This is a genomic window from Cellulophaga baltica (assembly GCF_900102165.1).
GTDB lineage: Bacteria > Bacteroidota > Bacteroidia > Flavobacteriales > Flavobacteriaceae > Cellulophaga > Cellulophaga baltica.
On sequence record NZ_FNBD01000010.1, the window covers coordinates 79,851 to 105,128 of the forward strand.

Consider the following 25,278-nt stretch of genomic DNA (forward strand, 5'->3'; position numbering starts at 1 on the left):
ATTTGGCAGTTGTGCCAATACAAAATATAGAGTACATGTCTAGAATATTAGTTATAGAAGACGAAGCGGCTATCAGAAGGGTCTTAGTAAAAATTTTATCTGAAGAAAGTGATACGTATACCGTAGAAGAGGCAGAAGATGGTTTAAAAGGAATCGAAGCAGTCAAAAAGGAAGATTATGATTTAGTGCTTTGTGATATTAAGATGCCTAAAATGGATGGGGTAGAAGTACTGGAAGCGGCTAAAAAAATCAAACCAGAAATTCCGTTTATTATGATATCTGGTCATGGGGATTTAGATACGGCTGTAAATACAATGCGTTTAGGCGCTTTTGATTATATCTCAAAGCCGCCAGATTTAAATAGATTGTTAACGACAGTTCGTAATGCTTTAGATAGAAAAGAACTTGTAGTAGAAAATAAAATTCTAAAGAAAAAAGTATCTAAAAATTATGAGATGGTGGGTGAAAGCGATGCTATTGGAGTAATTAAAGATATCATAGAAAAAGTTGCGCCTACAGATGCTCGTGTGTTAATTACGGGACCTAATGGTACAGGAAAAGAGTTGGTTGCTCATTGGGTTCACGAAAAGAGTCAAAGAAGTAGTGCTGCATTTATAGAAGTAAATTGTGCGGCAATACCTTCAGAACTTATAGAAAGTGAATTATTTGGTCACGTTAAAGGGGCTTTTACCTCTGCTGTTAAAGATAGAGCGGGTAAATTTGAAGCCGCTAATAATGGAACAATATTTTTAGATGAGATTGGAGATATGAGTCTTTCTGCTCAGGCAAAAGTTCTTAGAGCTTTACAAGAAAGTAAAATATCAAGAGTAGGTTCAGATAAAGATATTAAAGTGAATGTGCGTGTAGTGGCTGCCACCAATAAAAACCTAAAGAAAGAAATAGAAGACGGGAACTTCAGAGAAGATTTATACCATAGACTGGCGGTTATTTTAGTTAAGGTTCCTGCGTTAAATGACAGAAGAGATGATATTCCGCTTTTGATTAAGCATTTTGCTTCTAAAATAGCTTCAGAGCACGGAACTGCAGTGAAAACATTTTCAGATAAAGCAATAGCGTTACTTCAAGAATATGATTGGACTGGTAATATTCGTGAATTAAGAAATGTTGTTGAACGGTTAATCATATTAGGAAATACAGAAGTAGATGCTGCTGATGTAAAATTATTTGCTAGTAAATAATTTTACTTACAATCATCTAATTTTTTAAGGGCATTAGTAGCGATTACTTTTGTCCTTAAATTATAATATTTTTTACCTTCAGATAGTTTGTCATTCAAGAGTGCTAGGTCACATTTGTTTCTTATTTCAATGATAAAGTTACGCGCTTCTTCACAGTTTACTGTAACAATGACGTCTTCCAAGGCTTTTTCAAAGGTTTGTAAAGAGGTATCTATTGCCTGTCGTAATTCTCTTTCTCGAGTTTCCTTAGAGACAAACTCATCTTTCTTTGCATTTTTCACGTTAAGTGTCAAGACATCTGCTTGATATTTGCTTTGATGGGTATGATGTTCCTTTAAAGATTCTAAACTTAAATAGGTGTTCTTTAAAGCTCTGTTGATTAAAACCTTTGCGCCACTTACGCTAGAAGTTTTTGTTGCTAAAATTAAATTGTCTAGCCCGTCAAACAAATTTTTAGACGCATAGCTGCATCCACAATCATTAAGTTTAGTTCTCGTTTTTTCTATCGCATTTATAGCTTTATAAATCTGATACTTGGTCTTGTTTAATTCGGTTTCAGCTAAAGCTTTTTTGGTTTGTGATGTTATATACTCAATATTTGAACCTACATATTCACAATCTCTATTCGTTTTGAAAGAAGAAGTTATTATAATTAATAGCACATAAAGTAAAGAGTATTTACTTATCATAGGTTAAGACTTTAATAATCAACATTTGGGAATGTGACTACAAATTTAGTGTTAACTGATGATAAGGGGGCTATTTATTCGTTGTAAATCATTTTTTTGGGCTATAAATTGAATAAAATTATTATTTAAACTGCTTTACCGAGAGGTTCTGTGATAGTGTAAAAAAAATATTTTATATTCATAGAATGAATAAAATTGATATTGTTTCTTATCGCGTACAAGAATCCGTTAGTTTAAAAAAGATTGCAACAAATGAAAATTTTGGTGTAGATGATGATAAGCTAAAAAAGAAATTAGAAAAAGTTAGACGAGCGTTAGGAGATTTTCAAGATACACTATACGCTCACGGAAAATATAGTGTCTTAATGTGTCTGCAGGGCATGGATACTTCCGGAAAAGACAGCCTAATTCGTGAGGTCTTTAAAGATTTTAATGCAAGAGGTGTTGTGGTGCATAGTTTTAAAGTGCCTACAGAGTTAGAATTGAAACATGATTACTTATGGCGCCATTACATTGCACTTCCCGCAAAGGGTAAAGTAGGTGTTTTTAATAGGACCCATTATGAGAATGTATTAGTGACAAGGGTACATCCGGAATATGTTCTGGGAGAGCACATTCCGGGTGTTCATACCGTTGAAGATTTGGATGATGCCTTTTGGGAAAAACGTTTTGCGCAAATCAATAATTTTGAAAAGCATATTGCGGATAATGGAACTATAATCTTTAAATTCTTTTTGCATCTATCTAAAGAGGAACAGCGCCAACGACTGTTGCGTAGACTGCACTTAAAACGTAAGAATTGGAAGTTTTCTCCGGGAGATTTAAAAGAAAGAAAATTGTGGGATAGCTACCAAGAGTGCTATGAAGATGCTATTAATAAAACATCTAAACCACATGCACCTTGGTTTGTAATACCGGCAGATAATAAAAAGGCTGCGCGGTTAATTGTAGCAGAAACCATGCTACAAGAGTTAAAAAAATACAAAGATATTAAGGAACCAGAATTAGATGATAAAATTAAAGCTAATTTAGAGGATTATAAAAATCAATTGGAAAAGGAATAAGAATGAAGAAGACGATCTATTTGTTATGTTTATTTATCGTAACCGCAGTATCCGCACAGAAAACAGATGAAGAACAATTAAAAAGTATTTATACAGCTGCGCTGACAGAGGGTAAAGCTTACGATTGGTTAAACTACTTATCTAATCAGGTAGGAGGTAGACTTTCTGGTTCGGTACAAGCACAGCAGGCAGTAGATTATACCAAATTACAATTAGATGAATTAGGATTAGACAAAGTATGGTTGCAACCTGTGATGGTGCCAAAGTGGAATCGTGGTTTACCAGAGTTTGCATATTTTGAAACAGATCCAGGTATTACGACAAATGTTCCTATTTGTGCTTTAGGGGGTTCTGTGGCTACGCCATACGGAGGTATTAAAGCAAATGTGGTAGAGGTAAAAAGCATGGATGATTTAGCTATTTTAGGAAAACAACGTCTAGAAGGCAGGATTGTTTTTTTTAACAGACCTATGGATCCTGCAAATATTAGCACTTTTGAGTCCTACTCTGGTTGTGTAGATCAACGCTACTCTGGAGCTGCTGAAGCTGCTAAATATGGTGCGGTAGGTATTATTGTAAGATCTATGAATTTGCGTTTGGATGATTATCCACATACAGGTTCTATGAGCTATGGAGATTTAGCTGTAGATAAGCGTATTCCTGCTGCAGCAATTAGTACAAATGCAGCAGATTTATTGAGTATTTCTTTACGATTAAATCCAGATGTTAATTTTTATTTTAAGCAAAATTGCGAACAATTAGAAGATGTACAATCGTATAATGTTATTGGAGAGATAAAAGGTAGTACTTATCCGGACGAGATTATGGTTGTAGGCGGACATTTAGATTCTTGGGATTTGGGAGATGGTTCTCATGATGATGGTGCAGGATGCGTACAGAGTATGGAAGTGCTTCATCTACTTAAAAAAACAGGGTACAAACCAAAAAGAACTCTTCGTGTAGTTTTATTTATGAATGAAGAGAATGGGTTGCGTGGAGGAAATGAATACGCAGCAGTGGCAAAGAAAAAGAAAGAAACACATGTATTTGCTTTAGAAAGTGATTCAGGAGGCTTTACACCTAGAGGATTCTCTTTTGATTGTTCAGAAGAAAACTTAGCTAAAATACAAGCCTGGAAACCATTATTTGAACCTTACCTTATTCATATGTTTGTAAAAGGACATAGCGGAGCAGATATTGGCCCTTTAAAAAATGACAAAATGGTTTTAGCAGGCTTGCGTCCAGATTCTCAACGCTATTTTGATCATCACCATGCAGAGAACGATACGTTTGAACATGTAAATAAAAGAGAACTGGAGTTAGGAGCAGCATCAATGGCAAGTTTGGTATATCTTGTAGATACCTACGGAATTGTTGGAACAAAATGATGCTTCAGTATAGATCGTAAAAGGTTTAAATAGAGTATATTGCCTAAAATAATTTAGAAGGCATGGGTTTTTTACTTGGAGATAATCAACGGCGATCTAAATTTTTAAAAATCAATCAAATGAAAAACAATGTTATTATTGCGCTTTTCGGTATTTGTCTAATTTCTTCTTGTAAGGAAGAGAAAAAAGAACCAATTGCTGAAGCGCCTTCAAGAGGTATCATCTTAGCAAATATGGATACCACGGTGAGTCCAAAGGAAAATTTCTACGAATTTGTAAATGGTAATTGGTTAAAAAACACGGAAATTCCAGATGATAGATCTAGCTGGGGAGGTTTCAGTGTACTCAGAAAATCTACCGATGCAGACGTTCTTGAAATTATAAAAAAAGCAGAAGCTAGTAACAAATATGCAGCATCTACAGATCAGGCAAAAGCATTATTTATATTTAATTCAAAATTAGATACTGTAGCAAGAAATGAGTTAGGAGTTAAACCTTTAATGCCTACTATAGAAGCTATCAATAATGTGAAAAACCTTAAAGAGTTGCAAACTTTATTGGTGACCAACCCAACAGCTAATTCTCCTTTTTTAAGCATCAGTGTTTTTGCTAATTTAGGAAATAGTAAAATGAATGCAGTATACTTAGGGGAGAATGGTTTAGGTTTACCAGATCGTGATTACTATTTAGATCAAGATTCTAAGTCTAAAGAAATAAGAGAAAAGTATGTGGCACATATCGCTAAGATGCTGCAATACATTGGTGTAACTGCAGCGCAGTCTCAAGAAGATGCAAAAAAAATTCTAGCGATGGAGACAAGCTTAGCAACTCCTAGATTGGATAAAGTGGCAAGTAGGGATGCTAGAAACTTTAATAATCCTAAAACAGTTTCAGTTGCTCAGAGTCTTATTCCGGCAATCAGTCTTACCAAAATGATGGAGGACATGGGTGTGAAAAAGCAGGTAGATACTTTAATTGTAACGCAACCTAAATACATTCAAGCGTTAAATTCTTTTTTTGAAAAAACACCTTTAGAAGATCTTAAGAAATTGGTGATTTGGGATACTTTAAATAGTGCAGCCGGAAGACTAACAACAGAAATTGAAACGGTAGATTGGGAGTTTTATAGCCAGTATTTAAGTGGTGATAAAAAACAACGCCCTGCAGATGAGAGAGCTTTAGCAACCGTTAATTCTTCTGTAGGGGAAGCTTTAGGTAAATTGTATGTAGATGAAATGTTTCCTCCAGAGGCAAAAGCTAAGGCAGAAACTATGATACATAATATTATTGCTGCTTTTCAATCAAGAATCAAGGTTCTAGATTGGATGAGTGATTCTACGAAAGTTAAAGCTGTTGAGAAATTAGATAAATTCACGGTAAAAATAGGGTATCCTGATAAGTGGGAAGATTATTCCACAATGAAGGTAACTAAGGAAAATAGCTATTTTGATAACTTATTAGCTATTGCTGATTGGAACTTGCAAAAAAACCTTTCCAAAATAGGAGAGCCTGTAGATCGCACAGAGTGGGGAATGTCTCCACAAACGGTAAATGCTTATTTTAATCCTTTAAATAATGAGATTGTTTTTCCTGCAGCAATATTACAACCACCATTTTATGATTACTTAGCAGATGATGCTGTAAATTATGGAGGAATTGGGGCGGTAATAGGTCATGAAATTTCTCATGCTTTTGATGATAGCGGTGCTCGTTTTGATGCTAATGGAAATCTTGTAAATTGGTGGACAGATGAAGATTTAGCTAAGTTTACAGAACGTAGTGGGGCATTAGCAGATCAATATGATCAAATAGAAGTTTTGGATAGCGTAAATATTAATGGCAAATTTACTTTAGGTGAGAATATTGGAGATTTGGGAGGTGTTTTAGGAGCTTATGACGGTTTACAAGCTTATTTTAAGGAACATGGTAAGCCAGATCCAATAGATGGGTTCACGGCAGAGCAGCGTTTCTTCATGTCTTGGGCTACGGTTTGGCGTACGTTAACTAGGGAAGATGCCTTGCGTACCCAAATTAAAACAGATCCTCATTCTCCGGGTAAATATAGAGCTACGCAACCATTGTTAAATATAGATTCTTTTTATGAGGCCTTTGATATCCAAGAAGGAGATCCCATGTATTTAGTTCCAGAAAAGAGAGTTAGAATTTGGTAGACAAATAATCTTAAAACAAGAAATTTTTAAAGGAGCCTTTTAGGCTCCTTTTTTTGTAGGCTAAGTAAATCTTAAAAAATGTAAAGAGTTTTTTTAGCCAAAACAAAATAGTACCTTTGTTGCTCATAAAAAAAAGTAAAATGAAAGACGGAATCTACGCAAAATTCAATACTTCAAAAGGAGAGATTTTAGTAAAACTAACTCACGACAAAACACCGGGAACAGTTGGTAATTTTGTAGCCTTAGCAGAAGGTAATTTAGAAAATAAAGTAAAGCCTCAAGGAACGCCTTATTATGATGGAATTAAATTTCATAGAGTAATTCCAGATTTCATGATTCAAGGAGGATGTCCTCAAGGAACAGGAACGGGTGATGCTGGATATAAGTTTGATGATGAATTTCATGTAGATCTAAAACATGATGGTCCAGGAGTCTTATCTATGGCAAATGCTGGTCCTGGGACTAACGGAAGCCAGTTTTTTATTACGCATATTGCAACACCTTGGTTAGATAACAAGCATACCGTTTTTGGTAATGTTGTTGAAGGTCAGGATATTGTTGATGCCATACAACAAGGTGATAAAATAGAGTCTTTAGAGATTGTTAGGGTAGGAGCGGAAGCAGAAGCATTCAATGCAGTTGAGGCGTTTAGAACATTTGAAGGTTCAAGAGAAAAAAGAATAGCGGAAGAAAGAGCAAAAAAAGCTGCTGAATTGGATGAGATTTCAGCTGGTTTCGAAGAGACAGCAAGCGGACTACGTTACAAGATCATTCAAAAAGGTAATGGAAAGAAAGCAGAAGCAGGAATGCAGGTTTCTGTTCATTATGAAGGATCTCTAATTAGCGGGACTGTTTTTGATTCTTCTTATAAGAGAAAAGAACCAATAGATTTCCAAGTAGGTGTAGGCCAAGTTATCAAAGGTTGGGATGAAGGAATTTGTTTATTACAAGTTGGTGATAAAGCTAGATTTGTAATTCCTTCAGATTTAGGATACGGAAGTGCAGGAGCAGGAGGCGTAATTCCACCAAATGCTACATTGATATTTGATGTAGAATTGATGAAAGTTAGCTAATACTAAACATCATATTTACATATAAAATAAAAGGGCTCCATTATGGAGCCCTTTTTATATTTTGTTAGATTTTCTATTTACACTAATTATTAGCAACAGTGTATTAATTATTACTAAAATCATCAGGATACTAAAGAAAGTACTCATAGCTTATTGTTTAAGTGTGTTTGTATATCTGTATAACACCTTCAAACGTTTAAACCCTACTAATATTTTATTTTTTGTTACCGAATTGTTGACGCTAAGAAGAAGCAAAACAATATTAACGAGTATTAAGAGTGATAAAATTCCAAAAAATGTATTCATATGGTCAGTTTTTTTAAGATAAAATTGTTTTGGGAGAACTCTTCTATAACTGCTAGATACTTAATCTTTGAAATAGTTGCGTCTACTTAGTAAATAATTTCAAAAAAAATAAATTTTCACGAATACACCTTCAGATACAGCCATCTATTTAATTTTGGTCAATAAAAAAGCCCAACCAAAAGGTCGGGCTTCTAATAAAAAAAAATTTACGTATGTATTATAGTACTCTTACGTTTACTGCGTTCAATCCTTTTTTTCCTTGTTGTAATTCAAATTCTACAACATCACCTTCGCGAATTTCATCTACTAAACCAGAGATGTGTACAAAATGGTCTTCGCTTGAGCCTTCTTCAGTGATAAATCCAAAACCTTTAGAATCATTGAAAAATTTTACTGTTCCTTTATTCATTATAAAATATTAAAAAAATTAATTATGCTACAAATGTAATACATAAAAATTTAACGTAGTGATTTTTCGACACTTATATTTATTTAATAACTCTAATTTTACAATAATTTTCTAATTATTAGAGGTTTGGCTGTGGCGTCATTCTCAAATAAGGCTTAATTTCCTCTACGCCTTTCGAAAAGATTTTCTTGGCATCCTCCGTTGCAATGGCTGGACTAACAACAACGTCATCGCCATTTTTCCAGTTTGCAGGAGTCGCAACTTTATGGTAGGCAGTTAACTGCAATGAATCTATTACACGCACAAGCTCATAGAAATTACGGCCTGTAGAGGCTGGATACGTTAATATAAGTTTTACCGTTTTGTCTGGAGCTATAATAAATACAGAACGTACTGTTAAAGTATTATTAGCATTTGGGTGTATCATATCATACAAGTCCGATACCTTACGGTCTTCATCCGCTAAGATTGGGAAATTAACTTCTGTATTCTGAACCTCATTGATATCTTTAATCCATTCTTTATGAGAAGCAGCACCATCAACACTAAGAGCTAACATTTTTACATTACGCTTATCAAATTCATCTTTAAATTTAGCTGCAGTACCTAATTCTGTGGTACAAACAGGTGTGAAATCTGCTGGATGAGAAAATAGGATTCCCCATGAATCCCCTAAATAATCATATAGATTAATCATTCCCATTGAACTATCTACTGTAAAATCTGGAGCTACATCTCCTAATCGTATTGTTGCCATTTTATTTTTTTTTAGATGGTGTATTATTATCCTATAAAATTAGTGGATTGATAGGTTAAAAAGTAGAAATTGAGGTTAAAAATCCCTTAAAATTATTACTTTTAAAGGATGACAGAGCAAGAATTAGAACAACTGAAGTACCCTATTGGTAAATTTGAATGTCCAGAACTGATCACCGAAGCGCAGATAGATAAGTGGATTTTGGATTTACAACTGCTACCTGAACGTATTCAAGCCTTAGTTACATCTCTTACTTCAGAGCAATTAGAGACTCCTTACAGGCCCGAAGGTTGGAGCTTAAGGCAGTTAATTCATCATATTGCCGATAGTCACCACCATAGTTACACGCGTTTTAAATGGGCCTTATCGGAAGATGAACCTTTAATTAAAGCTTACGAAGAAAAAGAATGGAGTAGTCTTTTTGATGCAAGAACGGCCCCAATAATTTTATCACTTAATTATCTAGTGGCTTTGCATGCTAAATTAGTTTATTTGCTCAAAGGTTTGTCAGCCACTGATCTTAAGAAGGTGTATGTGCATCCTGAAGGCAATGTGCGTGTTTCTGTAGCCGAAAATATAGGAAAATATGCTTGGCATGGAAATCATCATTTGGCACAGATACGGGGTTTGGTTACGCGTATGGATTGGTAACGTAGCTATTTTGTATATTTTATTGCATTGTATGGCAGATATGGTTAATTTGGTAGGCTAACTTATAAATTTTTTACTCATTATGGAAACTATCAATTGGTCTGATTTTTCTAAAGTAGATATGCGTGTAGGGACTATAGTTTCTGTAAACGACTTTCCTGAAGTGAGAAACCCTGCTTACAAATTGGAGATTGACTTTGGGCCTGAAATAGGGATAAAGAAAACATCAGCACAAATAACGACGGTTTACAAGAAAGAAGATCTTATTGGGAAACAGATTGTTGCAGTAGTTAATTTTCCCAAAAAGCAGATTGCCAATTTCATGAGTGAATGTTTGGTTTTAGGAGCCGTGAATAATAAAGATGTTACTTTGCTCCATCCTGGATTGAAGGTTGAAAACGGACTTAAGATATCTTGATTTTCTTGCTTCAAAACAGTATTGATAGTATCCCAATTAATTTTAACGAAGAATCACTCTGGATATTAAATTTAGCATTGGCACTCGTGATGTTTGGAATCTCTTTAGAAATTTCTATAGGAGATTTTAAAGCGTTGTTTAAAAAGCCTAAAGCTATTTTTGTTGGTGTACTCAGTCAGTTTTTTCTTCTGCCTCTGGTTACCTTTATTTTAGTAATATTGATAAAACCTTATCCAAGTATTGCCTTAGGTATGTTTATGGTGGCAGCTTGCCCAGGCGGTAACATTTCTAATTTTATTACCCATATTGCAAAGGGGAATTCTGCGCTATCGGTATGTTTAACCGCTATTGCAACATTATTGGCAATATTTATGACCCCTATAAATTTAGAATTCTGGGATCTTTTTATGCACCTACTGCGCAGATTTTAAAAGAGGTAGCTATTGAGCCCATGGCCATGGTGCAATTAGTTTTCATGCTGTTAGGAGTTCCGTTATTTCTAGGAATGTGGGTGAATTATTGGAAGCCAAGACTAGCAAAAAGTATTGCGAGAGTCCTTAAAATTGTTTCTTTATTATTTTTTGTGGTACTTATATGTATAGCATTGTATGCAAATAGAATTATATTAGTAGATTACATATGGTACGTGTTTTGGCTTGTAGTGATCCATAATTTAATTGCTTTTATATCTGGATTTTCTTTAGCGAAGTTAGTAGGGTTAAATACCGCAAATACAAGAACAATTACAATAGAAACGGGAATACAAAACTCAGGTTTAGGCTTACTTTTGATAGTTACTTTTTTTGACGGTTTAGGAGGTATGGCATTATTGGCTGCTTTTTGGGGAATTTGGCATTTAGTCTCCGGATTACTCCTTGCTAGTTTTTGGAGTTCTCGAGAAATAATAACTAAAGAAATATAGCTTGAAGAAAATAGGGTACGCTGTTGTTCAAATGTTTGTGGGCACACTTTTATGGTTTTATTTTAAAAAAACAGCACACCATGGCTTGGAGAATATTCCGAAAGATACACCTGTTATTTTTTTATCAAACCACCAGAATGCATTTTTAGACACTATTTTAATTGCTACAAATTGCAAGAGAAAACCTTATTTTTTAACGCGATCTGATGTTTTTAAAAACACTGTTTTGAAGGGCATATTTTCTTTTTTTAAAATGATTCCGATTTACAGAATTAGAGATGGCTTTGCAACTTTACAGAAGAATCAATATACGTTTGACTTTTGTTCAAGTTTACTTAACAAAAATGAAGCTCTAGTGGTGTTTCCTGAGGGCGATCATAATTTAAAACGAAAGGTAAGACCTCTAAGTAAAGGATTTATACGTATTATTTTAAATGCTTTAGAGGCCAACCCGGAATTGAATATACACTTGGTTCCCGTAGGGGTAAACTATCAAGCGGCAAAGAATTTTCCTGATAGTGCAGCCTTATATTATGGTTCTGCAATTTCAGTCAAAGAATTTTTAGAGCAAAGCAGCATAAATAACTCAGAGCAAGCTCTAAAAAATCATGTATTCAAGGCTTTAAAAAATCTTACAACACACATAGAAGATGATGCAAAGTATGCTTTTACAATTCAGAAATTAGAGGCTTTTGGGGTAGATTATACCAAGCCGAAAGAAGTTAATGAGAAATTACTTTATTTGTCTTCTATATCTAAAATACCGGAAACTATTACAGAAGCTAATAGCTTTGATCTATTAAAAAAATGGATTTTTATGATAATTAATTTTCCTGTCATTCTAGCATGGAATTTAACGATAAAACCCAAAATAAAGGATCTAGCCTTTTTAAGTACATTTAGGTTTGCATATGCAGTAGTCATCTTTCCTATTTATTATATCTTCTTAGCTTTAGGGACTTATCTATTTACACAAGACATCATTTCGGGATTATTGGTTACGATGACAGTTTTTGTATATAATTTGTTTTACACTAAGACCATGTAAAAAAGCATCCTCAATTAGTTGTTGAGGATGCTTTTATATCTTATAACATATCGCTAAAGAAAATAGCGTTCATTAATAATTTATTTGTTCCGTACCAAAAAGCTCTAAAATTAGTGTTGTCTGTAAACACAATAACTTTTCCACGGCCCAAGCTTTGAGCTTGAAAAGGAACGCTGTTACTCAGTAACTTTAATTTTTCCTCAGAAATATATCCACTTAAAAGCGGATTGCTAGTATATTGAATGGGGTTGTTGTAACTACTCTTGTTAGGTTCAATATAAATATTTGTATTTCTAAATAAGGGCAGTACATCATTTTTGTATCCGAAATTTATAGGATGTGAGCGGTCTAGTTTTGCTTCAAAAATTGCACCTCCAGTAACTTGGGCACCAAAGAAGCTTTGTTTTTGCTCATAGGTAATGTCTTTTGCCACTAGCGTATCATTCTTAAATTTTAAATTAATAAATTCATTTTTTACTAACCATTTCGTTGTGTTTCTATAGCCTATAAGAGTGCCTCCGTTTTTTACCCACATTTTTAACTTTTCAGATGCTGCTTTATCAATTCCTCGGTAGGAATTAGGCATTATTATGGCGGTATACCGACTTAAATCGGTTCTGCTGAAATAATCCGTATCTAATTTAGTAAGGTTGATATTATAACGTTGATCAAATAAATGCCATATTTCTCCAGCGTCATAAGAAGTAATTCCATTACCAACGATAATAGCAACTTCCTGTTTTTCTAAGGCTTGAAAAGATCCGCTGCCTAAATCAATACCTAAGGTGTGCCCTGTGCCTACAGAAATAATATCAATATAACTTTCTTGAGCTACTTCTTTTAAAAAGGTGTGTAATTCTTCTGGATTTAGTTTTTGGTTTTGTACAGGAATGAGAATAGATCCATAGTCATAGGTATTGCCTTCAACAGAAAATGGTTTTTCTCCTACTTTAGCTCGTATTCCTTTGTTTAATATTTTATTTAATGCTTTAGGAGTGTAGTACTCATTCCATTCAAATACGTACGCATAATTAGATAAGTTACCCACACTACTAGATAAAGTTGGTAAGGCTGTTATTTCCTCCCCTAAATTTGCAGTAGAATTTACTTCGGTATAGTCTAGGTTGAAAGCTAGTGGAAATGTCCAGGCAGAAATATCATAAAAAAGGCTGTCTGTAAAGGTGGTGCGCTTTTCGAACATAGCCTTTATTAATCTACTATTCCTTTGGTTCATAGGAACTACATAACTATTCTCTTTATGAAATGCTTTGCCATTAATTTTGGCGTCACTTTTTAAGTGATGTAATTTTATTTTTTGACGTTGTAAAATTTCAGCTAAATGCCAGGATTTAGCAGCGTCCTTAGCATCCCCAAAAATAATAGTCTTTGTTTTATTTTTAGAGTTTTCTGTTAAGGCGTCTTTGTAAAACTGTTGTTGGTATAGTAGTAATTTTACACGCATATTCTCGGCAGCTTCAATAGTAGAGAGTGCCGTTGTAAATTGGTTTTTTATTGTAAAAGGGAAGGTGAGAATTCCATTTTCACTTTCTTGAATATGGCCTCGAGAGCTAGCTTGCTCAAACAAAATACCAATACCACCATTTACATCCGGAAAAGTAGATCCTTTACCATAATAATAGTCGTCATAGTTTTCTTCAGAAAAATATAAAGAACCAATGTTATCTAGTGCCTTAGAGTGGTACGTAGCAATTTCTGTAGTAAGCTCTTGATTTATTTTTGGAGTTAGTGGGTGTACTCTGTCTGGCTCTCCCGGTTGAAAAAAGAAAGTAGCGTTGGTTCCCATTTCATGGTGATCTGTTAAGATGTTAGGCATCCATTTATGAAAGGTAGCTATTCTAGCTCTACTTTCTGGTAATTGTACAGGTAGCCAATCGCGATTCATATCAAACCAATAGTGGTTGGTTCTTCCTCCAGGCCAAACTTCATGATATTCACGGTCATTATTATCAGGATTTAAATTTGAACTTTTATTGGTGTTTGCCCAATAAGCAAAGCGTTGTAGTCCATCTGGATTGAATGATGGATCTAATAGAATAACCGTGTTTTCTAGCAGCTTCTCAATAGCATCTCCTTCGGCGGCAGCTAAGTAATAAGCGTAAGCTAGTGCGGCATTGCTTCCGCTAGGCTCATTGCCATGGATAGAAAAACCTTGATAAACAACAACAGGTAGGTTTGATACATCTTGAGTGGCACCTGTTTCTTTGGTAATTGAAAGATGATCTTTTTGAATCTGTTCTATCTTACCATGATTTTTTGGAGCGGTAATCGTAAGTAATAATAAAGGCCTGCCTTCAAAAGTTTCACCACGATTTTCAATACTAATACGATCAGATGAAGCTGCTAGTGCTTGCATGTAATAGACCAGTTTGTCATGAGTAATATGCCATTCTCCAACTTCATGGCCAATAATAGATTCTGGCGTAGGAATATTTTTGTTGTAATTGGTATTTGAAGGGAGGTAGTAATCTAGGGTTGCTTTTTCTTGAGAGGTAAGGGTAAGTGATACTAGAAATAATGAGAGAAAGATAAGTTTTTTCATAGAGTAGTTTGAATTAGTCCCTATAAAAATAAAAAAACGACTCTTAAAAGAAGAGTCGTTACCATTAATTTGTGAAAATTAAATTTTATATGTCGTCAAAGCTAACATCTGTAAAGCTTTCCGTCGATGTTTTTTCTGCAGAATTTTCAACCAAGACATCTTCTTCTCTTTTAAAATCTTTTTGATGACGCTCAGAAATTACTTCGGTACCTTTTTCTTCTATGATGTAATTCATCATCTCATCTAGATTTTCTTTAAATGCTGAAAAGTCCTCTTTGTAAAGGTAAATTTTGTGTTTCTTGTAGTGAAATGATCCGTCGTCATGAGTAAATTTTTTACTCTCCGTAATCGTTAGATAATAATCACCAGCTTTTGTGCTTCTTACATCAAAAAAATAAGTTCTTCTACCTGCTCTTAGGACTTTGGAGTAAATTTCCTCCTGATCCATCAATTCTTTTTCCTCCATTGCTAAAAAAATCTATAGTTAATTATTAGTGTACCTTCAAAAATGGCAAAAAATTGCTAATCTAACAACTTTTTTTAGCTTTCTTTATCAATCAATTGTGTGTGGTAAAGTTCCTTGTAATACCCATCTGTCTCAATTAGAGAGTCATGCGTACCTTCCTGTAATATTTTTCCTTCTTTTAAAATAATGATTTTATCAGCGTTTTTTGCTGAGGATACTCTATGGCTTACCAATAAAGTTGTTTTGCTTTTAGAAACATTCTTCAAATTCTTAAGAATCTCTTCTTCCGTTTCTGTATCTACGGCAGATAAACAATCATCAAATAAATATATTTTCGGGTCTTTCAATAAGGCTCTTGCGATAGAAACACGTTGTTTTTGTCCGCCACTTAATGTAATACCTCTCTCTCCTAATATCGTGTCATATTTTTTTGTAAAATCCATGATATTTTTATGCACTACAGCTTTTTTGGCAACAGCTATAATTTCTTCATCGGTGGCATTTTGCTTTCCAAACTTGATATTATTTTTGATGGAGTCAGAGAAAAGAAAAGCATCTTGGGGTACTGCGCCAACTTCTTGACGAATAGAATTCAAATTAAGATTCTTAATAGGGGTATCATCTAATAATATTTCTCCTGAGCTCACGTCATAAAGACGCGCGATAAGATCTAGAATTGTAGATTTTCCAGAGCCTGTTTTGCCAATAATAGCTACTGTCTGTCCTGGTTCAATGGTGAATGAAATATCATTAAGCGCTGTAATTTCTGTGTCTTCATATGTGAAGGTTACATTCTTAAATTCAATTTTCCCAGATAAAGGGGTAGGAGTTAAAACTTCATTTTTAATAGATGGGGTTATTTGTAAAAACTCATTGATACGTTTTTGTGATGCCTCCGCACGCTGAACAATAGAGGTAAGCCAACCAATAACCGCTACAGGCCAAGTAAGCATATTTACATAGATTACGAACTCCGCAATAACACCAACCGAATCTATTTCACCATTAATATATTGTTGGCCACTAATATAAATCACAAAAATAGTACTGATTCCTATTAATAATACCATTAAGGGGAAGAACCATGCATTTACCTTAGCTAGGTTCATACTCTTGTTCTTTCCTTCTATAGCCAGTTCTGTAAGTTCTTTATTAATATCATTTTCTAAACCGTAGGCCTTGATAACAGAAATTCCAGAGAAAGATTCTTGCGTAAATGTAGATAACTTAGAAAGGTATTGTTGTACAATAGTGCTTCGTTTGTGAATAACTTTGCTAATGTTATAAATCAATACAGATAATATAGGAAGCGGTATCAGGGTATATACTGCCAATTTAGGAGCCGTCATGAACATTAAGGGAATGATGCAAGCAAAAAGTGTGATGGTGTTGATGCCATACATCAATGCTGGTCCGGCATAATTTCTTACTTCACCCACATCTTCACTAATCCTATTCATTAAATCACCAGTCCTATTTTTTTTGTAAAAATTGAGGTTTAGCAATTGATAATGATCAAATACTTCGTTCTTTAAATCGTATTCGATATATCTAGATACTTTGATAATAGTCTGCCTCATTAAAAAAGTAAATAGCGCAGCTAACAATGCAGTTCCTAGAATAATTAAAATATTTTCTAGCAGCAATTCTTTGGCTTCAGACTTATCAATGATATTATTCCCGTAGTTTTCAACAACTTTAATCGACTTTTTTACATAAGAAGGAGTAACCAAAGAGAATACCCTTGCTATTATGGTGATGAACAACCCTAAAAGCAGTTGAGTGCTATATTTTTTTAAATATTTATTGATGTATTTTAATTCCTTCATGAAGCCTTAGTTGCTGTAAAGTGTTGAATTTTCTAATCGAAGTGACAAAGATATGTGATTAAAGTAAAATGAAATGTTATAAAACTGATAAGATATAACCAAACCATAACCTAGTATTAAAAATATAGTTCTATTTTTGCCGCTTGAAGTTTAACCCATTTAAGTTCTTTAAAAATGCTTACAAGAAGGCATGTGCGAGTAAAAGTAATGCAATGTATTTATGCATTAACACGTTCCAATGACGATTCTTTAGAAAAACAACAAAAGTTTTTGAAATTCAGTATTGAAAATACATATTCGTTGTATTTATTGATGATGAGTTTGATGAAGGAAATCCACGATTTGGCAAAACAGCAAGTAGAGCTTTCTGCAAATACATATTTATCAAGTTCATCCAATACTTTTGATGACAAGAAGAAATTTGTAAACAATAGGTTTATAAAAATGATTTCTGAAAACAAGGTTCTTGAAGAAGAGCTAGAAATAAGAAAACTTCAGAATTGGTATTTAAATGATGAGTATGTAAAGCTACTTTACAAAGAAATCATAGCAAGTAATTACTACAATAAATACATGCATGCAACCGCTTCTAGTTTTGAAGATGATAAGCAGTTAATTGTAGATTTGTTTAAGAATATCATTGCTCCTAATGAAAAAATCTACGATTATTTTGAGGACGATAAACTTACTTGGGTAGATGATATTCCTTTAGTGAATACATTTATTTTAAAACTTTTGAAAAAGGCAAAGCCAGATGCTGTAGAATCTTATTTTTTACCTCCTTTAGTTAAGGATCAAGAAGATATTGAATTTTCTAAAAAACTTCTGTCTAAAACCTTACTTCAAAATGAGAAGTTGGTCAAAGAGATAGAGGGTAAAACTCCTAATTGGGATAAAGATAGAATTGCAGATATAGATGCAATTTTATTAAAAATGGCAATTGCAGAATTGTTAAATTTTCCTTCCATACCAGAACGTGTTACTATTAATGAATATTTAGAACTTGCCAAAGAGTACAGTACGCCTAAGAGTAGTACGTTTATCAATGGTATTTTAGATAAGCTAATAAAGGAATACGAGCAGGACGGAAAACTAAACAAAATTGGTAGAGGTTTATTATAATATTGTTTATTTTTGATTAAAATTATAAATATTTAGACGGTTATGAGAAAAATAGTTATCGCATTAAATGTATTGATGGTAGTTGTTTTAATGTCCTGTAAGGAAGATGCAACAAGTAAAATTAATAATTCAAATCTAGAAGCAGCAGGTCAGAGAGATGCAGCAGCAAAAATGCTACCTGTAATGTCTTTTGAAAATGTTGAGCATGATTTTGGATCAATAGTTCAAAATACACCGCAAGAAACTGTTTTTAAATTTACAAATACAGGAGATGCTCCTTTGATCATTACAGATGCAAAGAGTACTTGTGGTTGTACAGTTCCACAATATCCTAAGGGAGCAATTGCCCCAGGAGAATCTGGAGAATTGGTAGTAAATTTTAATGGTTCAGGAAGCAACTTAGTTACTAAAGTTGTTACGGTATCTGCGAATACAGAGAAAGGATCAGAGCAATTGAGAATAAAAGCATTTGTAACCCCTAAAGATGGTGCTTCAGTAGGGCCATTAAAACAGTCATAATTACATGTTAGAAAAATATCCATTTATTCCGCTTATTGCAATCTTCGTAGTATTTTATTTCTTTATGATTGCGCCTCAAAGAAAGAAGCAAAAGCAAGAAAAGAAATTCTCAGAAGAATTAAAAAAAGGAGATAAGGTTGTTACTAAAAGTGGAATGCACGGAAAGGTTGTTGAGTTAAATGACAAAGACAATACCTGTGTTATAGAAACTTTAGCTGGTAAAATAAAGTTTGAACGTTCTGCTCTTTCTTTAGAGATGAGTTCTAAACTTAACGCTCCTGCGGTAATAGAGAAAAAGTAAGTTAACGTAGTATAATACGTTTAAAAAAGCACCTTGAAAAAGGTGCTTTTTTGTATTGTATGAGTTTCTGTAGTAACCTATTACTTAGATTTTTTAGCCGTCAATTCGCAAATTTTCACAATTACCTGTATCGCACTTTCTATACTTTCTAAAGGAACATATTCATATTTTCCATGAAAATTGTGACCTCCAGCAAAAATATTAGGACAGGGTAATCCCATAAAACTTAACTGTGAACCATCAGTGCCTCCTCTGATAGGTTTTATAATAGGTGTAATGTTTAAGGACTCCATCGCTTCTTTAGCGGTTTCTACAATATGGTAGACAGGAGTTACCTTTTCTTTCATATTAAAATATTGATCTTTTACTTCAATATTTATGCATTCACCATGCGTAAATGTCAATTGATTCTTAATCGTAGAAATTAGCTTCTTTCGTTCTTCAAATAATTCTTTATCGTGATCGCGGATGATCAGTTCAATAGTCGCCTTTTCTATTTCACCAGAGATATGATGAACATGGAAAAACCCTTCACGACCTGTTGTTTTTTGAGGGACTTCATCTTCTGGGAGTAATGACATAAACTCATTAGCAATACTAATGGCGTTAATCATTTTTCCTTTTGCATACCCAGGGTGTACACTTTTACCGGAAATAGAAATCTTTGCAGAAGCCGCATTGAAATTTTCATATTCTAATTCGCCAACCTGACTACCGTCCATGGTATAGGCCCAGTCCGCTCCAAATTTTTCTACATCAAACTTATGAGCGCCGCGACCAATTTCTTCGTCAGGAGTAAAGCCAATTTTTATAGTCCCGTGTTGTATTTCAGGATGATTAATAAGGTACTCCATAGCCGATACTATTTCAGTAATTCCTGCTTTGTCATCAGCACCAAGAAGCGTAGTGCCATCTGTGGTAATTATAGTTTGCCCTTTGTATTGAAGTAAGTCATCAAAATAATCTGGAGATAGGATAATATGTTGCTCTTTATTTAAAACAATGTCTTTACCGTCATAATTTTCAATGATTTGTGGACTTACATTGGTGCCGGAAAAATCTGGCGAAGTATCAAAATGTGCTATAAAGCCAATCACGGGAATATTCGAATTAGGACTATTACTCGGTAAGGTAGCCATGATGTAAGCATTCTCATCAATTTCAACATCACTTAGTCCAATCTCTTTTAGTTCTTCAACCAGTTTATTTGCAAGGATCCATTGTTTTTCAGTACTAGGTGTAGATGCCGAGTGTGGGTCGCTTTGCGTGTCAACAGTAACATAACTCAAAAATCTATTAAGAATAGGGTTCATTTATTTTAGAATTTTTTATAAAAATACGAATTAGGAAATTTGAATTGTAATTATTTAAACTATTATACTTTTTTGTCAAGGATTACGTTTGGGTTTCTATATTTCTTTTCAGTCATTCAATCCAAACAAATGAATTTTAAACTTTTATTTTCTGTTATAGTTCTTTTTTTTAGCGTTATCGCAACTAATGCGCAGGCATGTATTTTAGATATAGGTAGTAAAAATGCAGATACGATTAAAACCATTTTTCAATTAAATGAAGAGCAAACTACGGCTTTAGAAGTCTTAAGAAAAGATTTAAAGGCAGAGCGCGAGGATCAGGAGCTCGAAGTAAAGAAGCTATATGAAAACCATCCACAAAGTACGCCAGCAGAACTTTTAATTTTAGCAGAAAAGCATAAGAACTTAGAAGATAAAATGCTAGAAACTACAGTGCGTTATGATCAAAAGCTTATCTCCGTGTTTAATGAAAAACAATATGAGCGGTATCAATTGCTTTGTGAATCAGCAAATAGAACACCCATAGAAAAACTAGTAGAATAAGGTTCATTGTTGTGTTAATAAAATTAAAAACAACGCGTAAACTTAGTTGTTGATGTTTGTATTTTTGTGAAAATTTAGCTTTTCATGTACAAACTTATTTTACGACCACTATTCTTTTTGTTTGATCCAGAGAAAATTCATCATTTCTCTTTCTTTATGATTAAACTTTTGGGTAAAATTGGTTTTTCTAAAATTTTCAGATCCATTTACGTTATTGAAGACCAGAGACTAGAGCGCAAATTATTTGGACTTACCTTCAAAAATCCGGTAGGATTAGGTGCTGGTTTTGATAAAAATGCTAAATTATATAACGAATTATCAGATTTTGGATTCGGTTTTATAGAAATAGGAACGCTTACTCCCAAGCCTCAAGATGGCAACCCTAAAAAAAGACTTTTTAGATTAAAAGATGATCAAGCTATTATTAACCGAATGGGATTTAATAATTTGGGCGTTTTAGAAGCTGTAGAAGAGCTCAAGAAAAACCATAGAGTTATTGTTGGGGGGAATATTGGAAAAAATAAAGTAACACCGAATGAAAAAGCTACGCTAGATTACCTGATCTGTTTTAATGCACTATTTGATCATGTAGACTATTTTGTTGTAAACGTAAGTTCCCCAAATACTCCGGGCTTAAGAGAGTTACAGGATAAGGAACCTTTGACTAAGTTGTTGAATCAATTAAAATCAGAAAACACTAAAATAGCCACCACTAAAACGGTTAAAGAAAAACCTATTTTACTTAAAATCGCTCCAGATTTGACAGATAGCCAGCTACTAGATATTATAGATATTGTAGCTGCTACCAAGATAGACGGTATTATAGCCACCAATACAACAATTAATAGACAGGGCTTAAAGTCTCATCAGTTACTTTTAGAAGAGGCTGGTGGTTTAAGTGGGAAACCCTTAGCACAACGAAGTACGGAAGTTATTCGGTTTTTGTCAGAGAAAAGTAATAAAGCTTTTCCAATTATTGGAGTTGGCGGAATTACCTCTCCTGAAGAAGCATTAGAGAAATTAGATGCTGGAGCAGATTTGATTCAATTATGGACAGGTTTTATTTATGAAGGTCCTGCCTTGGTAAAGAAAATTAACAAGGCTATTTTAAATAGAAGTTAATTCGTCCAATAATCAACCACAAGAACATCTTCTAAGTGTGGAGTTAATAACGCTCCAAAAGCTTTGTGATCAGGATGTGGTAGGTATTTCTCACGGTCGGCTTCACTTTTAAAAGTCAGAAAAAAACAATGGGTAAATCCTTTGTTTAGATTTTCTGGACTATTATTTAAGCCCCACTCGTAACCAAATATTTCTTTTATTTTTTTTGGTAGTTCTTGAAAAGCGGCTTCTATTTTTGTTATATCGTCATTAGAAGTTTCTTCTTTAAATTTGAATAACACTACGTGTCGCAATAGTTTTGTGCTGTTCAGGCTTGTAGTGTGGGTCATTTTTTCTTTTGTTGCGGTTTTTTCTTGTGCGCTAATTGTTATGAAGGCTAACAGGGAAAGGGCTAAACTTATTGTTTTCATGAGAAATCTTTCAGGTAAGATATAATAATCCTATTTATTAGTTTCATTTTTCTAGTTATATTTAGCATAACAATACTTTTCTCCCTTGAATTACGAGCTTATATACACCTTTGTAATTACTACTGCTGCTCTTGCTATTACGCCAGGGCCAGATATTATATATGTCCTGATGCAAAGTGTTATCAATGGTAAAAAAGATGGCATAGCAACTGCTTTTGGGTTGGTAAGTGGCTGTATAATTCATACCAGTTTATTAGCTTTTGGAGTTTCGGCATTAATCAAAGAAAACCACCTTATTCTAATAGGCATTAAGGTATTTGGAGCTTTGTATTTATTTTATTTAGCTTTTAACGTATTTAAAAGCGCAAGTGAGATTACATTAAATGTAGCTACTATTCCAAAAAAGAGTGCTTTTGCACTTTTTAAACAAGGATTTATAATGAATGTTTTGAATCCGAAAGTCACTATTTTCTTCTTAGCATTTTTTCCTGGTTTTTTATTTAGCGAAGAAATGAGTCCCGTACTTCAGTTTTATATTTTAGGTTTTATTTTTATACTAATCTCTTTCTGCGTTTTTGTACTTACTGCTATTTTATCAGGAATGGTATCTAAATATCTGAAAGCGAATAAAAAAATAGGCTTTATTCTAAAGTGGATGCAAATTATTGTTTTTATAGGTATCGGTGTCTATCTGTTATTTTCAAATAATTAGTAGTAATTTTGAAATAGATTACAATTGGTTTATGACTAACAAAGTAAAAATAATTGAATGTCCTCGTGACGCAATGCAGGGAATAAAGACTTTTATTCCTACAGAAGAAAAGGTGAAGTATATTCAATCTTTGTTAGGCTGTGGTTTTGATACGATTGATGTGGGTAGTTTTGTGTCTCCTAAAGCGATTCCTCAAATGATCGATACTTCAGAGATGTTATCCTCATTAGATTTGTCTAAAACTAAAAGTAAATTGTTGTCTATTGTTGCCAACGTTAGAGGGGCAGAGGACGCTGCAAAAGAAGCATGCATAGATTATTTAGGATACCCTTTTTCGATTTCAGAAAATTTTCAAATGCGGAACACGCATAAAACAATTGAAGAATCGGTAGCAATTTTACAAAAGATTCTTGAAGTGGCTAATAACGCTAATAAAGAAGTGGTAACCTATATTTCTATGGGTTTTGGAAACCCTTACGGGGATCCATGGAATGTTGAGATTGTGGGGGAGTGGACAGAGAAATTATCAGAAATGGGAGTTAAGATTCTATCACTCTCAGATACTGTGGGTACCTCTACTCCAGACCAAATTACCTATTTATTTTCTAATTTGATTCCAAAATATCCGCATATAGAATTTGGAGCACATTTGCATACCACACCTACTAAGTGGCATGAAAAGATTGATGCAGCTTACGATGCAGGTTGCCGTAGATTTGATGGGGCCATACAAGGGTTTGGTGGTTGTCCGATGGCTAAAGATGAGTTAACGGGAAATATGCCTACAGAAAAGATGCTTTCCTATTTTACATCGGCTAAAGCTGATAATAATGTAAATTGGATGGTTTTTGAAGCGGCTTACAATAAAGCCACCGAATTATTTTCTAAATACCATTAAATTTCTTCTACATTTATAACAAATAGTATATTTATTTAGATTTAATACAAATAATTTTGCGTGACTTCTTTTTTGATGTTAGATTTGCAGCCGAAAGTTTATTTATAATAAATCTTAATAAACATTGACTATGAAAAAATTGCTTTTATTACCACTTTGTGCAACTATGTTATTCGTTTCTTGTAACAAAGATGATGACAATGATTCTGGAGATAATGGATCAGATATTGTAACCCCTACCTTATATACTTTTGAAAGAGATGGTGTTTCTACCGTAAGTTTTGGTGGACAAACAACAAGGATTTTAATGGCGGGAGAAACTACGGATGCCTTTAAGGCCTTTGAGACCGCAACGGAAGCTTCAATAAAAGCTATGTTTGCTCACGTTGAAGGTGCTGTTGATTTTTCAGATGATGATTTAAATAGCTCAGATAAAAGTATTGAGAGTAAAGTGGCTGCTTCTTCAGACTTCTTTGCCGCAAATACTACCGAAGCTGCTATTATTAAAGGAGAATTTGCAGGATATATTGAAGGTCAAATCAATGAAGTATTTCCTAATGAAAATGTTCTTGCAGCTGCAGGTGTTGCAGGTCAAATAGCAGATGGTACTTCTACAAGATATGTTAATGCTCAAGGATTGGAATACAATCAGATGTTCGCAAAATCATTATTAGGAGCTTTGATGGTAGATCAAATTTTAAATAATTATTTAAGTACCGCTGTTTTAGATGCAGAAAGCAATAGAGTTAATAACGATAATGATGTTGTAGAAGAAGGAAAATCGTATACGTCTATGGAGCATAAGTGGGATGAAGCGTATGGCTACATTTATGGTACTTCTGAAAACCCGGAAAATCCTAATTTAACGATTGGTGAGGATGATAAGTTCTTAAATGAGTATACAGGTCGTGTTAATGATGATACAGATTTCTCTACCATTGCAGCAGATATTTTTGAAGCTTTCAAATTAGGAAGAGCGGCTATTGTAGCTAAAGATTACGATGTACGTGATGAGCAAGCAGAAATAATTCGTGAGAATATTTCTAAAGTAATTGCAGTTAGAGGAATTTATTACCTACAACAGGCAAAAATTAAAATTGAAAATGGAGAAGTTACTGGATCTTTCCATGCATTATCTGAAGCTTATGGATTTATTTATAGCCTTAGATTTACAAGAAAGCCAGGAACAAATGATGCTTACTTTAGTAAGGAAGAAGTAGATGGATTACTTTCGCAGTTAACTGGAGATGGTGAGAATGGTCTTTGGGATTTGGAAGCAGATACCATAGAAAGTATTTCAGAAGCTATTGCTGCAGAGTTTGATTTTACTGTGGCACAGGCTGCAAGTGTTGAATAAATTTTATTGAAAAATATATAAATTACCAAGC

General features: G+C 33.8%; 26 protein-coding genes. 18 read left to right on the forward strand and 8 right to left on the reverse strand.

The features are described from left to right. The first annotated feature begins 35 nt into the window (after window positions 1-35). Window positions 36-1,199 (forward strand): sigma-54-dependent transcriptional regulator, encoded by a 1,164-nt coding sequence (locus BLQ19_RS16215; RefSeq protein WP_024479624.1) that lies wholly within the window; start codon window positions 36-38, stop codon window positions 1,197-1,199. 2 nt (window positions 1,200-1,201) lie between these two features. On the opposite strand, the gene BLQ19_RS16220 is transcribed toward BLQ19_RS16215, so the two are convergent. After that, window positions 1,202-1,888, reverse strand: coding sequence for a hypothetical protein (locus BLQ19_RS16220; RefSeq protein WP_029448240.1), 687 nt, complete (start codon window positions 1,886-1,888; stop codon window positions 1,202-1,204). Between the two features lie 185 nt (window positions 1,889-2,073). Between BLQ19_RS16220 and BLQ19_RS16225 the strand changes: the two genes are divergently transcribed. From BLQ19_RS16225 to BLQ19_RS16240, 4 genes are all read left to right on the forward strand, one after another. Next, window positions 2,074-2,952, forward strand: coding sequence for a PPK2 family polyphosphate kinase (locus tag BLQ19_RS16225; RefSeq protein ID WP_074539038.1), 879 nt, complete (start codon window positions 2,074-2,076; stop codon window positions 2,950-2,952). A 2-nt stretch (window positions 2,953-2,954) separates the two neighbouring features. After that, window positions 2,955-4,340, forward strand: a complete 1,386-nt coding sequence (locus BLQ19_RS16230) for a M28 family peptidase (RefSeq protein ID WP_025614257.1) — start codon at window positions 2,955-2,957, stop codon at window positions 4,338-4,340. Window positions 4,341-4,459: 119 nt separating this feature from the next. Then, window positions 4,460-6,511, forward strand: a complete 2,052-nt coding sequence (locus BLQ19_RS16235; RefSeq protein WP_029664884.1) for a M13 family metallopeptidase — start codon at window positions 4,460-4,462, stop codon at window positions 6,509-6,511. A gap of 140 nt (window positions 6,512-6,651) precedes the next feature. After that, complete coding sequence (locus BLQ19_RS16240) at window positions 6,652-7,584, forward strand: peptidylprolyl isomerase (RefSeq protein ID WP_024479629.1); 933 nt, start codon at window positions 6,652-6,654, stop codon at window positions 7,582-7,584. A 523-nt stretch (window positions 7,585-8,107) separates the two neighbouring features. On the opposite strand, the gene BLQ19_RS16245 is transcribed toward BLQ19_RS16240, so the two are convergent. Beyond that, window positions 8,108-8,299, reverse strand: a complete 192-nt coding sequence (locus BLQ19_RS16245) for a cold-shock protein (protein WP_013549199.1) — start codon at window positions 8,297-8,299, stop codon at window positions 8,108-8,110. Between the two features lie 118 nt (window positions 8,300-8,417). Then, on the reverse strand, window positions 8,418-9,056 hold the full coding sequence (locus BLQ19_RS16250) for a peroxiredoxin (RefSeq protein ID WP_024479630.1): 639 nt from the start codon (window positions 9,054-9,056) through the stop codon (window positions 8,418-8,420). Between the two features lie 108 nt (window positions 9,057-9,164). Here BLQ19_RS16250 and BLQ19_RS16255 point away from each other — a divergent pair, with 108 nt between their 5' ends. The 5 genes from BLQ19_RS16255 to BLQ19_RS16270 all read left to right on the forward strand — a co-directional run bounded on the left by BLQ19_RS16255 (window position 9,165) and on the right by BLQ19_RS16270 (window position 12,095). Continuing rightward, window positions 9,165-9,707, forward strand: coding sequence for a YfiT family bacillithiol transferase (locus BLQ19_RS16255; protein WP_024479631.1), 543 nt, complete (start codon window positions 9,165-9,167; stop codon window positions 9,705-9,707). 82 nt (window positions 9,708-9,789) lie between these two features. Further along, a complete protein-coding gene (locus BLQ19_RS16260; protein ID WP_025614260.1) occupies window positions 9,790-10,125 on the forward strand; it encodes a tRNA-binding protein in 336 nt (111 codons plus the stop codon). Window positions 10,126-10,130: 5 nt separating this feature from the next. Next, complete coding sequence (locus BLQ19_RS21810; RefSeq protein ID WP_367888701.1) at window positions 10,131-10,556, forward strand: bile acid:sodium symporter family protein; 426 nt, start codon at window positions 10,131-10,133, stop codon at window positions 10,554-10,556. Window positions 10,557-10,582: 26 nt separating this feature from the next. Continuing rightward, the gene (locus BLQ19_RS21815; RefSeq protein WP_367888702.1) at window positions 10,583-11,047 is read left to right on the forward strand and encodes a bile acid:sodium symporter family protein; all 465 of its coding nucleotides are present in this window, start codon (window positions 10,583-10,585) and stop codon (window positions 11,045-11,047) included. 1 nt (window position 11,048) lies between these two features. Next, the gene (locus BLQ19_RS16270) at window positions 11,049-12,095 is read left to right on the forward strand and encodes a lysophospholipid acyltransferase family protein (protein ID WP_024479634.1); all 1,047 of its coding nucleotides are present in this window, start codon (window positions 11,049-11,051) and stop codon (window positions 12,093-12,095) included. Between the two features lie 40 nt (window positions 12,096-12,135). Here BLQ19_RS16270 and BLQ19_RS16275 read toward each other — a convergent pair whose 3' ends face one another. From BLQ19_RS16275 to BLQ19_RS16285, 3 genes are all read right to left on the reverse strand, one after another. Then, window positions 12,136-14,655: a M14 family metallopeptidase gene (locus tag BLQ19_RS16275; protein ID WP_074539039.1), complete on the reverse strand. Its 2,520-nt coding sequence runs from the start codon at window positions 14,653-14,655 to the stop codon at window positions 12,136-12,138. 85 nt (window positions 14,656-14,740) lie between these two features. Further along, window positions 14,741-15,121, reverse strand: coding sequence for a PUR family DNA/RNA-binding protein (locus tag BLQ19_RS16280; protein WP_074539040.1), 381 nt, complete (start codon window positions 15,119-15,121; stop codon window positions 14,741-14,743). A gap of 74 nt (window positions 15,122-15,195) precedes the next feature. Then, the gene (locus BLQ19_RS16285; RefSeq protein ID WP_074539041.1) at window positions 15,196-16,950 is read right to left on the reverse strand and encodes an ABC transporter ATP-binding protein; all 1,755 of its coding nucleotides are present in this window, start codon (window positions 16,948-16,950) and stop codon (window positions 15,196-15,198) included. Window positions 16,951-17,124: 174 nt separating this feature from the next. On the opposite strand from BLQ19_RS16285, the gene nusB reads away from it, so the two are divergent. The 3 genes from nusB to yajC are packed head-to-tail and all read left to right on the forward strand — an operon-like array spanning window position 17,125 to window position 18,892. Next, window positions 17,125-18,072 (forward strand): transcription antitermination factor NusB, encoded by a 948-nt coding sequence (gene nusB, locus BLQ19_RS16290; protein ID WP_025614265.1) that lies wholly within the window; start codon window positions 17,125-17,127, stop codon window positions 18,070-18,072. A gap of 42 nt (window positions 18,073-18,114) precedes the next feature. Beyond that, a complete protein-coding gene (locus BLQ19_RS16295) occupies window positions 18,115-18,591 on the forward strand; it encodes a DUF1573 domain-containing protein (protein WP_074539042.1) in 477 nt (158 codons plus the stop codon). A gap of 4 nt (window positions 18,592-18,595) precedes the next feature. Further along, entirely contained in the window at window positions 18,596-18,892 is a 297-nt protein-coding gene (yajC, locus tag BLQ19_RS16300) for a preprotein translocase subunit YajC (protein WP_025614267.1), read from the forward strand. Window positions 18,893-18,972: 80 nt separating this feature from the next. On the opposite strand, the gene pepT is transcribed toward yajC, so the two are convergent. Then, on the reverse strand, window positions 18,973-20,205 hold the full coding sequence (gene pepT / locus BLQ19_RS16305; protein ID WP_074539043.1) for a peptidase T: 1,233 nt from the start codon (window positions 20,203-20,205) through the stop codon (window positions 18,973-18,975). A gap of 129 nt (window positions 20,206-20,334) precedes the next feature. Here pepT and BLQ19_RS16310 point away from each other — a divergent pair, with 129 nt between their 5' ends. After that, window positions 20,335-20,748 carry a hypothetical protein gene (locus tag BLQ19_RS16310; protein ID WP_074539044.1) on the forward strand — a complete coding sequence of 138 codons (414 nt, stop codon included), beginning with the start codon at window positions 20,335-20,337 and terminating at the stop codon, window positions 20,746-20,748. Between the two features lie 84 nt (window positions 20,749-20,832). Continuing rightward, complete coding sequence (locus BLQ19_RS16315) at window positions 20,833-21,870, forward strand: quinone-dependent dihydroorotate dehydrogenase (protein ID WP_074539045.1); 1,038 nt, start codon at window positions 20,833-20,835, stop codon at window positions 21,868-21,870. Here BLQ19_RS16315 and BLQ19_RS16320 read toward each other — a convergent pair. Further along, the gene (locus BLQ19_RS16320) at window positions 21,867-22,280 is read right to left on the reverse strand and encodes a Dabb family protein (RefSeq protein WP_024479644.1); all 414 of its coding nucleotides are present in this window, start codon (window positions 22,278-22,280) and stop codon (window positions 21,867-21,869) included. The genes BLQ19_RS16315 and BLQ19_RS16320 overlap by 4 nt on opposite strands. Window positions 22,281-22,365: 85 nt before the next feature. On the opposite strand from BLQ19_RS16320, the gene BLQ19_RS16325 reads away from it, so the two are divergent. From BLQ19_RS16325 to BLQ19_RS16335, 3 genes are all read left to right on the forward strand, one after another. Further along, window positions 22,366-22,992: a LysE family translocator gene (locus tag BLQ19_RS16325; protein ID WP_074539046.1), complete on the forward strand. Its 627-nt coding sequence runs from the start codon at window positions 22,366-22,368 to the stop codon at window positions 22,990-22,992. A gap of 31 nt (window positions 22,993-23,023) precedes the next feature. Continuing rightward, on the forward strand, window positions 23,024-23,890 hold the full coding sequence (locus BLQ19_RS16330) for a hydroxymethylglutaryl-CoA lyase (protein WP_074539047.1): 867 nt from the start codon (window positions 23,024-23,026) through the stop codon (window positions 23,888-23,890). Between the two features lie 130 nt (window positions 23,891-24,020). Further along, the gene (locus BLQ19_RS16335; RefSeq protein WP_034667588.1) at window positions 24,021-25,247 is read left to right on the forward strand and encodes a DUF4856 domain-containing protein; all 1,227 of its coding nucleotides are present in this window, start codon (window positions 24,021-24,023) and stop codon (window positions 25,245-25,247) included. Window positions 25,248-25,278 lie beyond the last annotated feature (31 nt).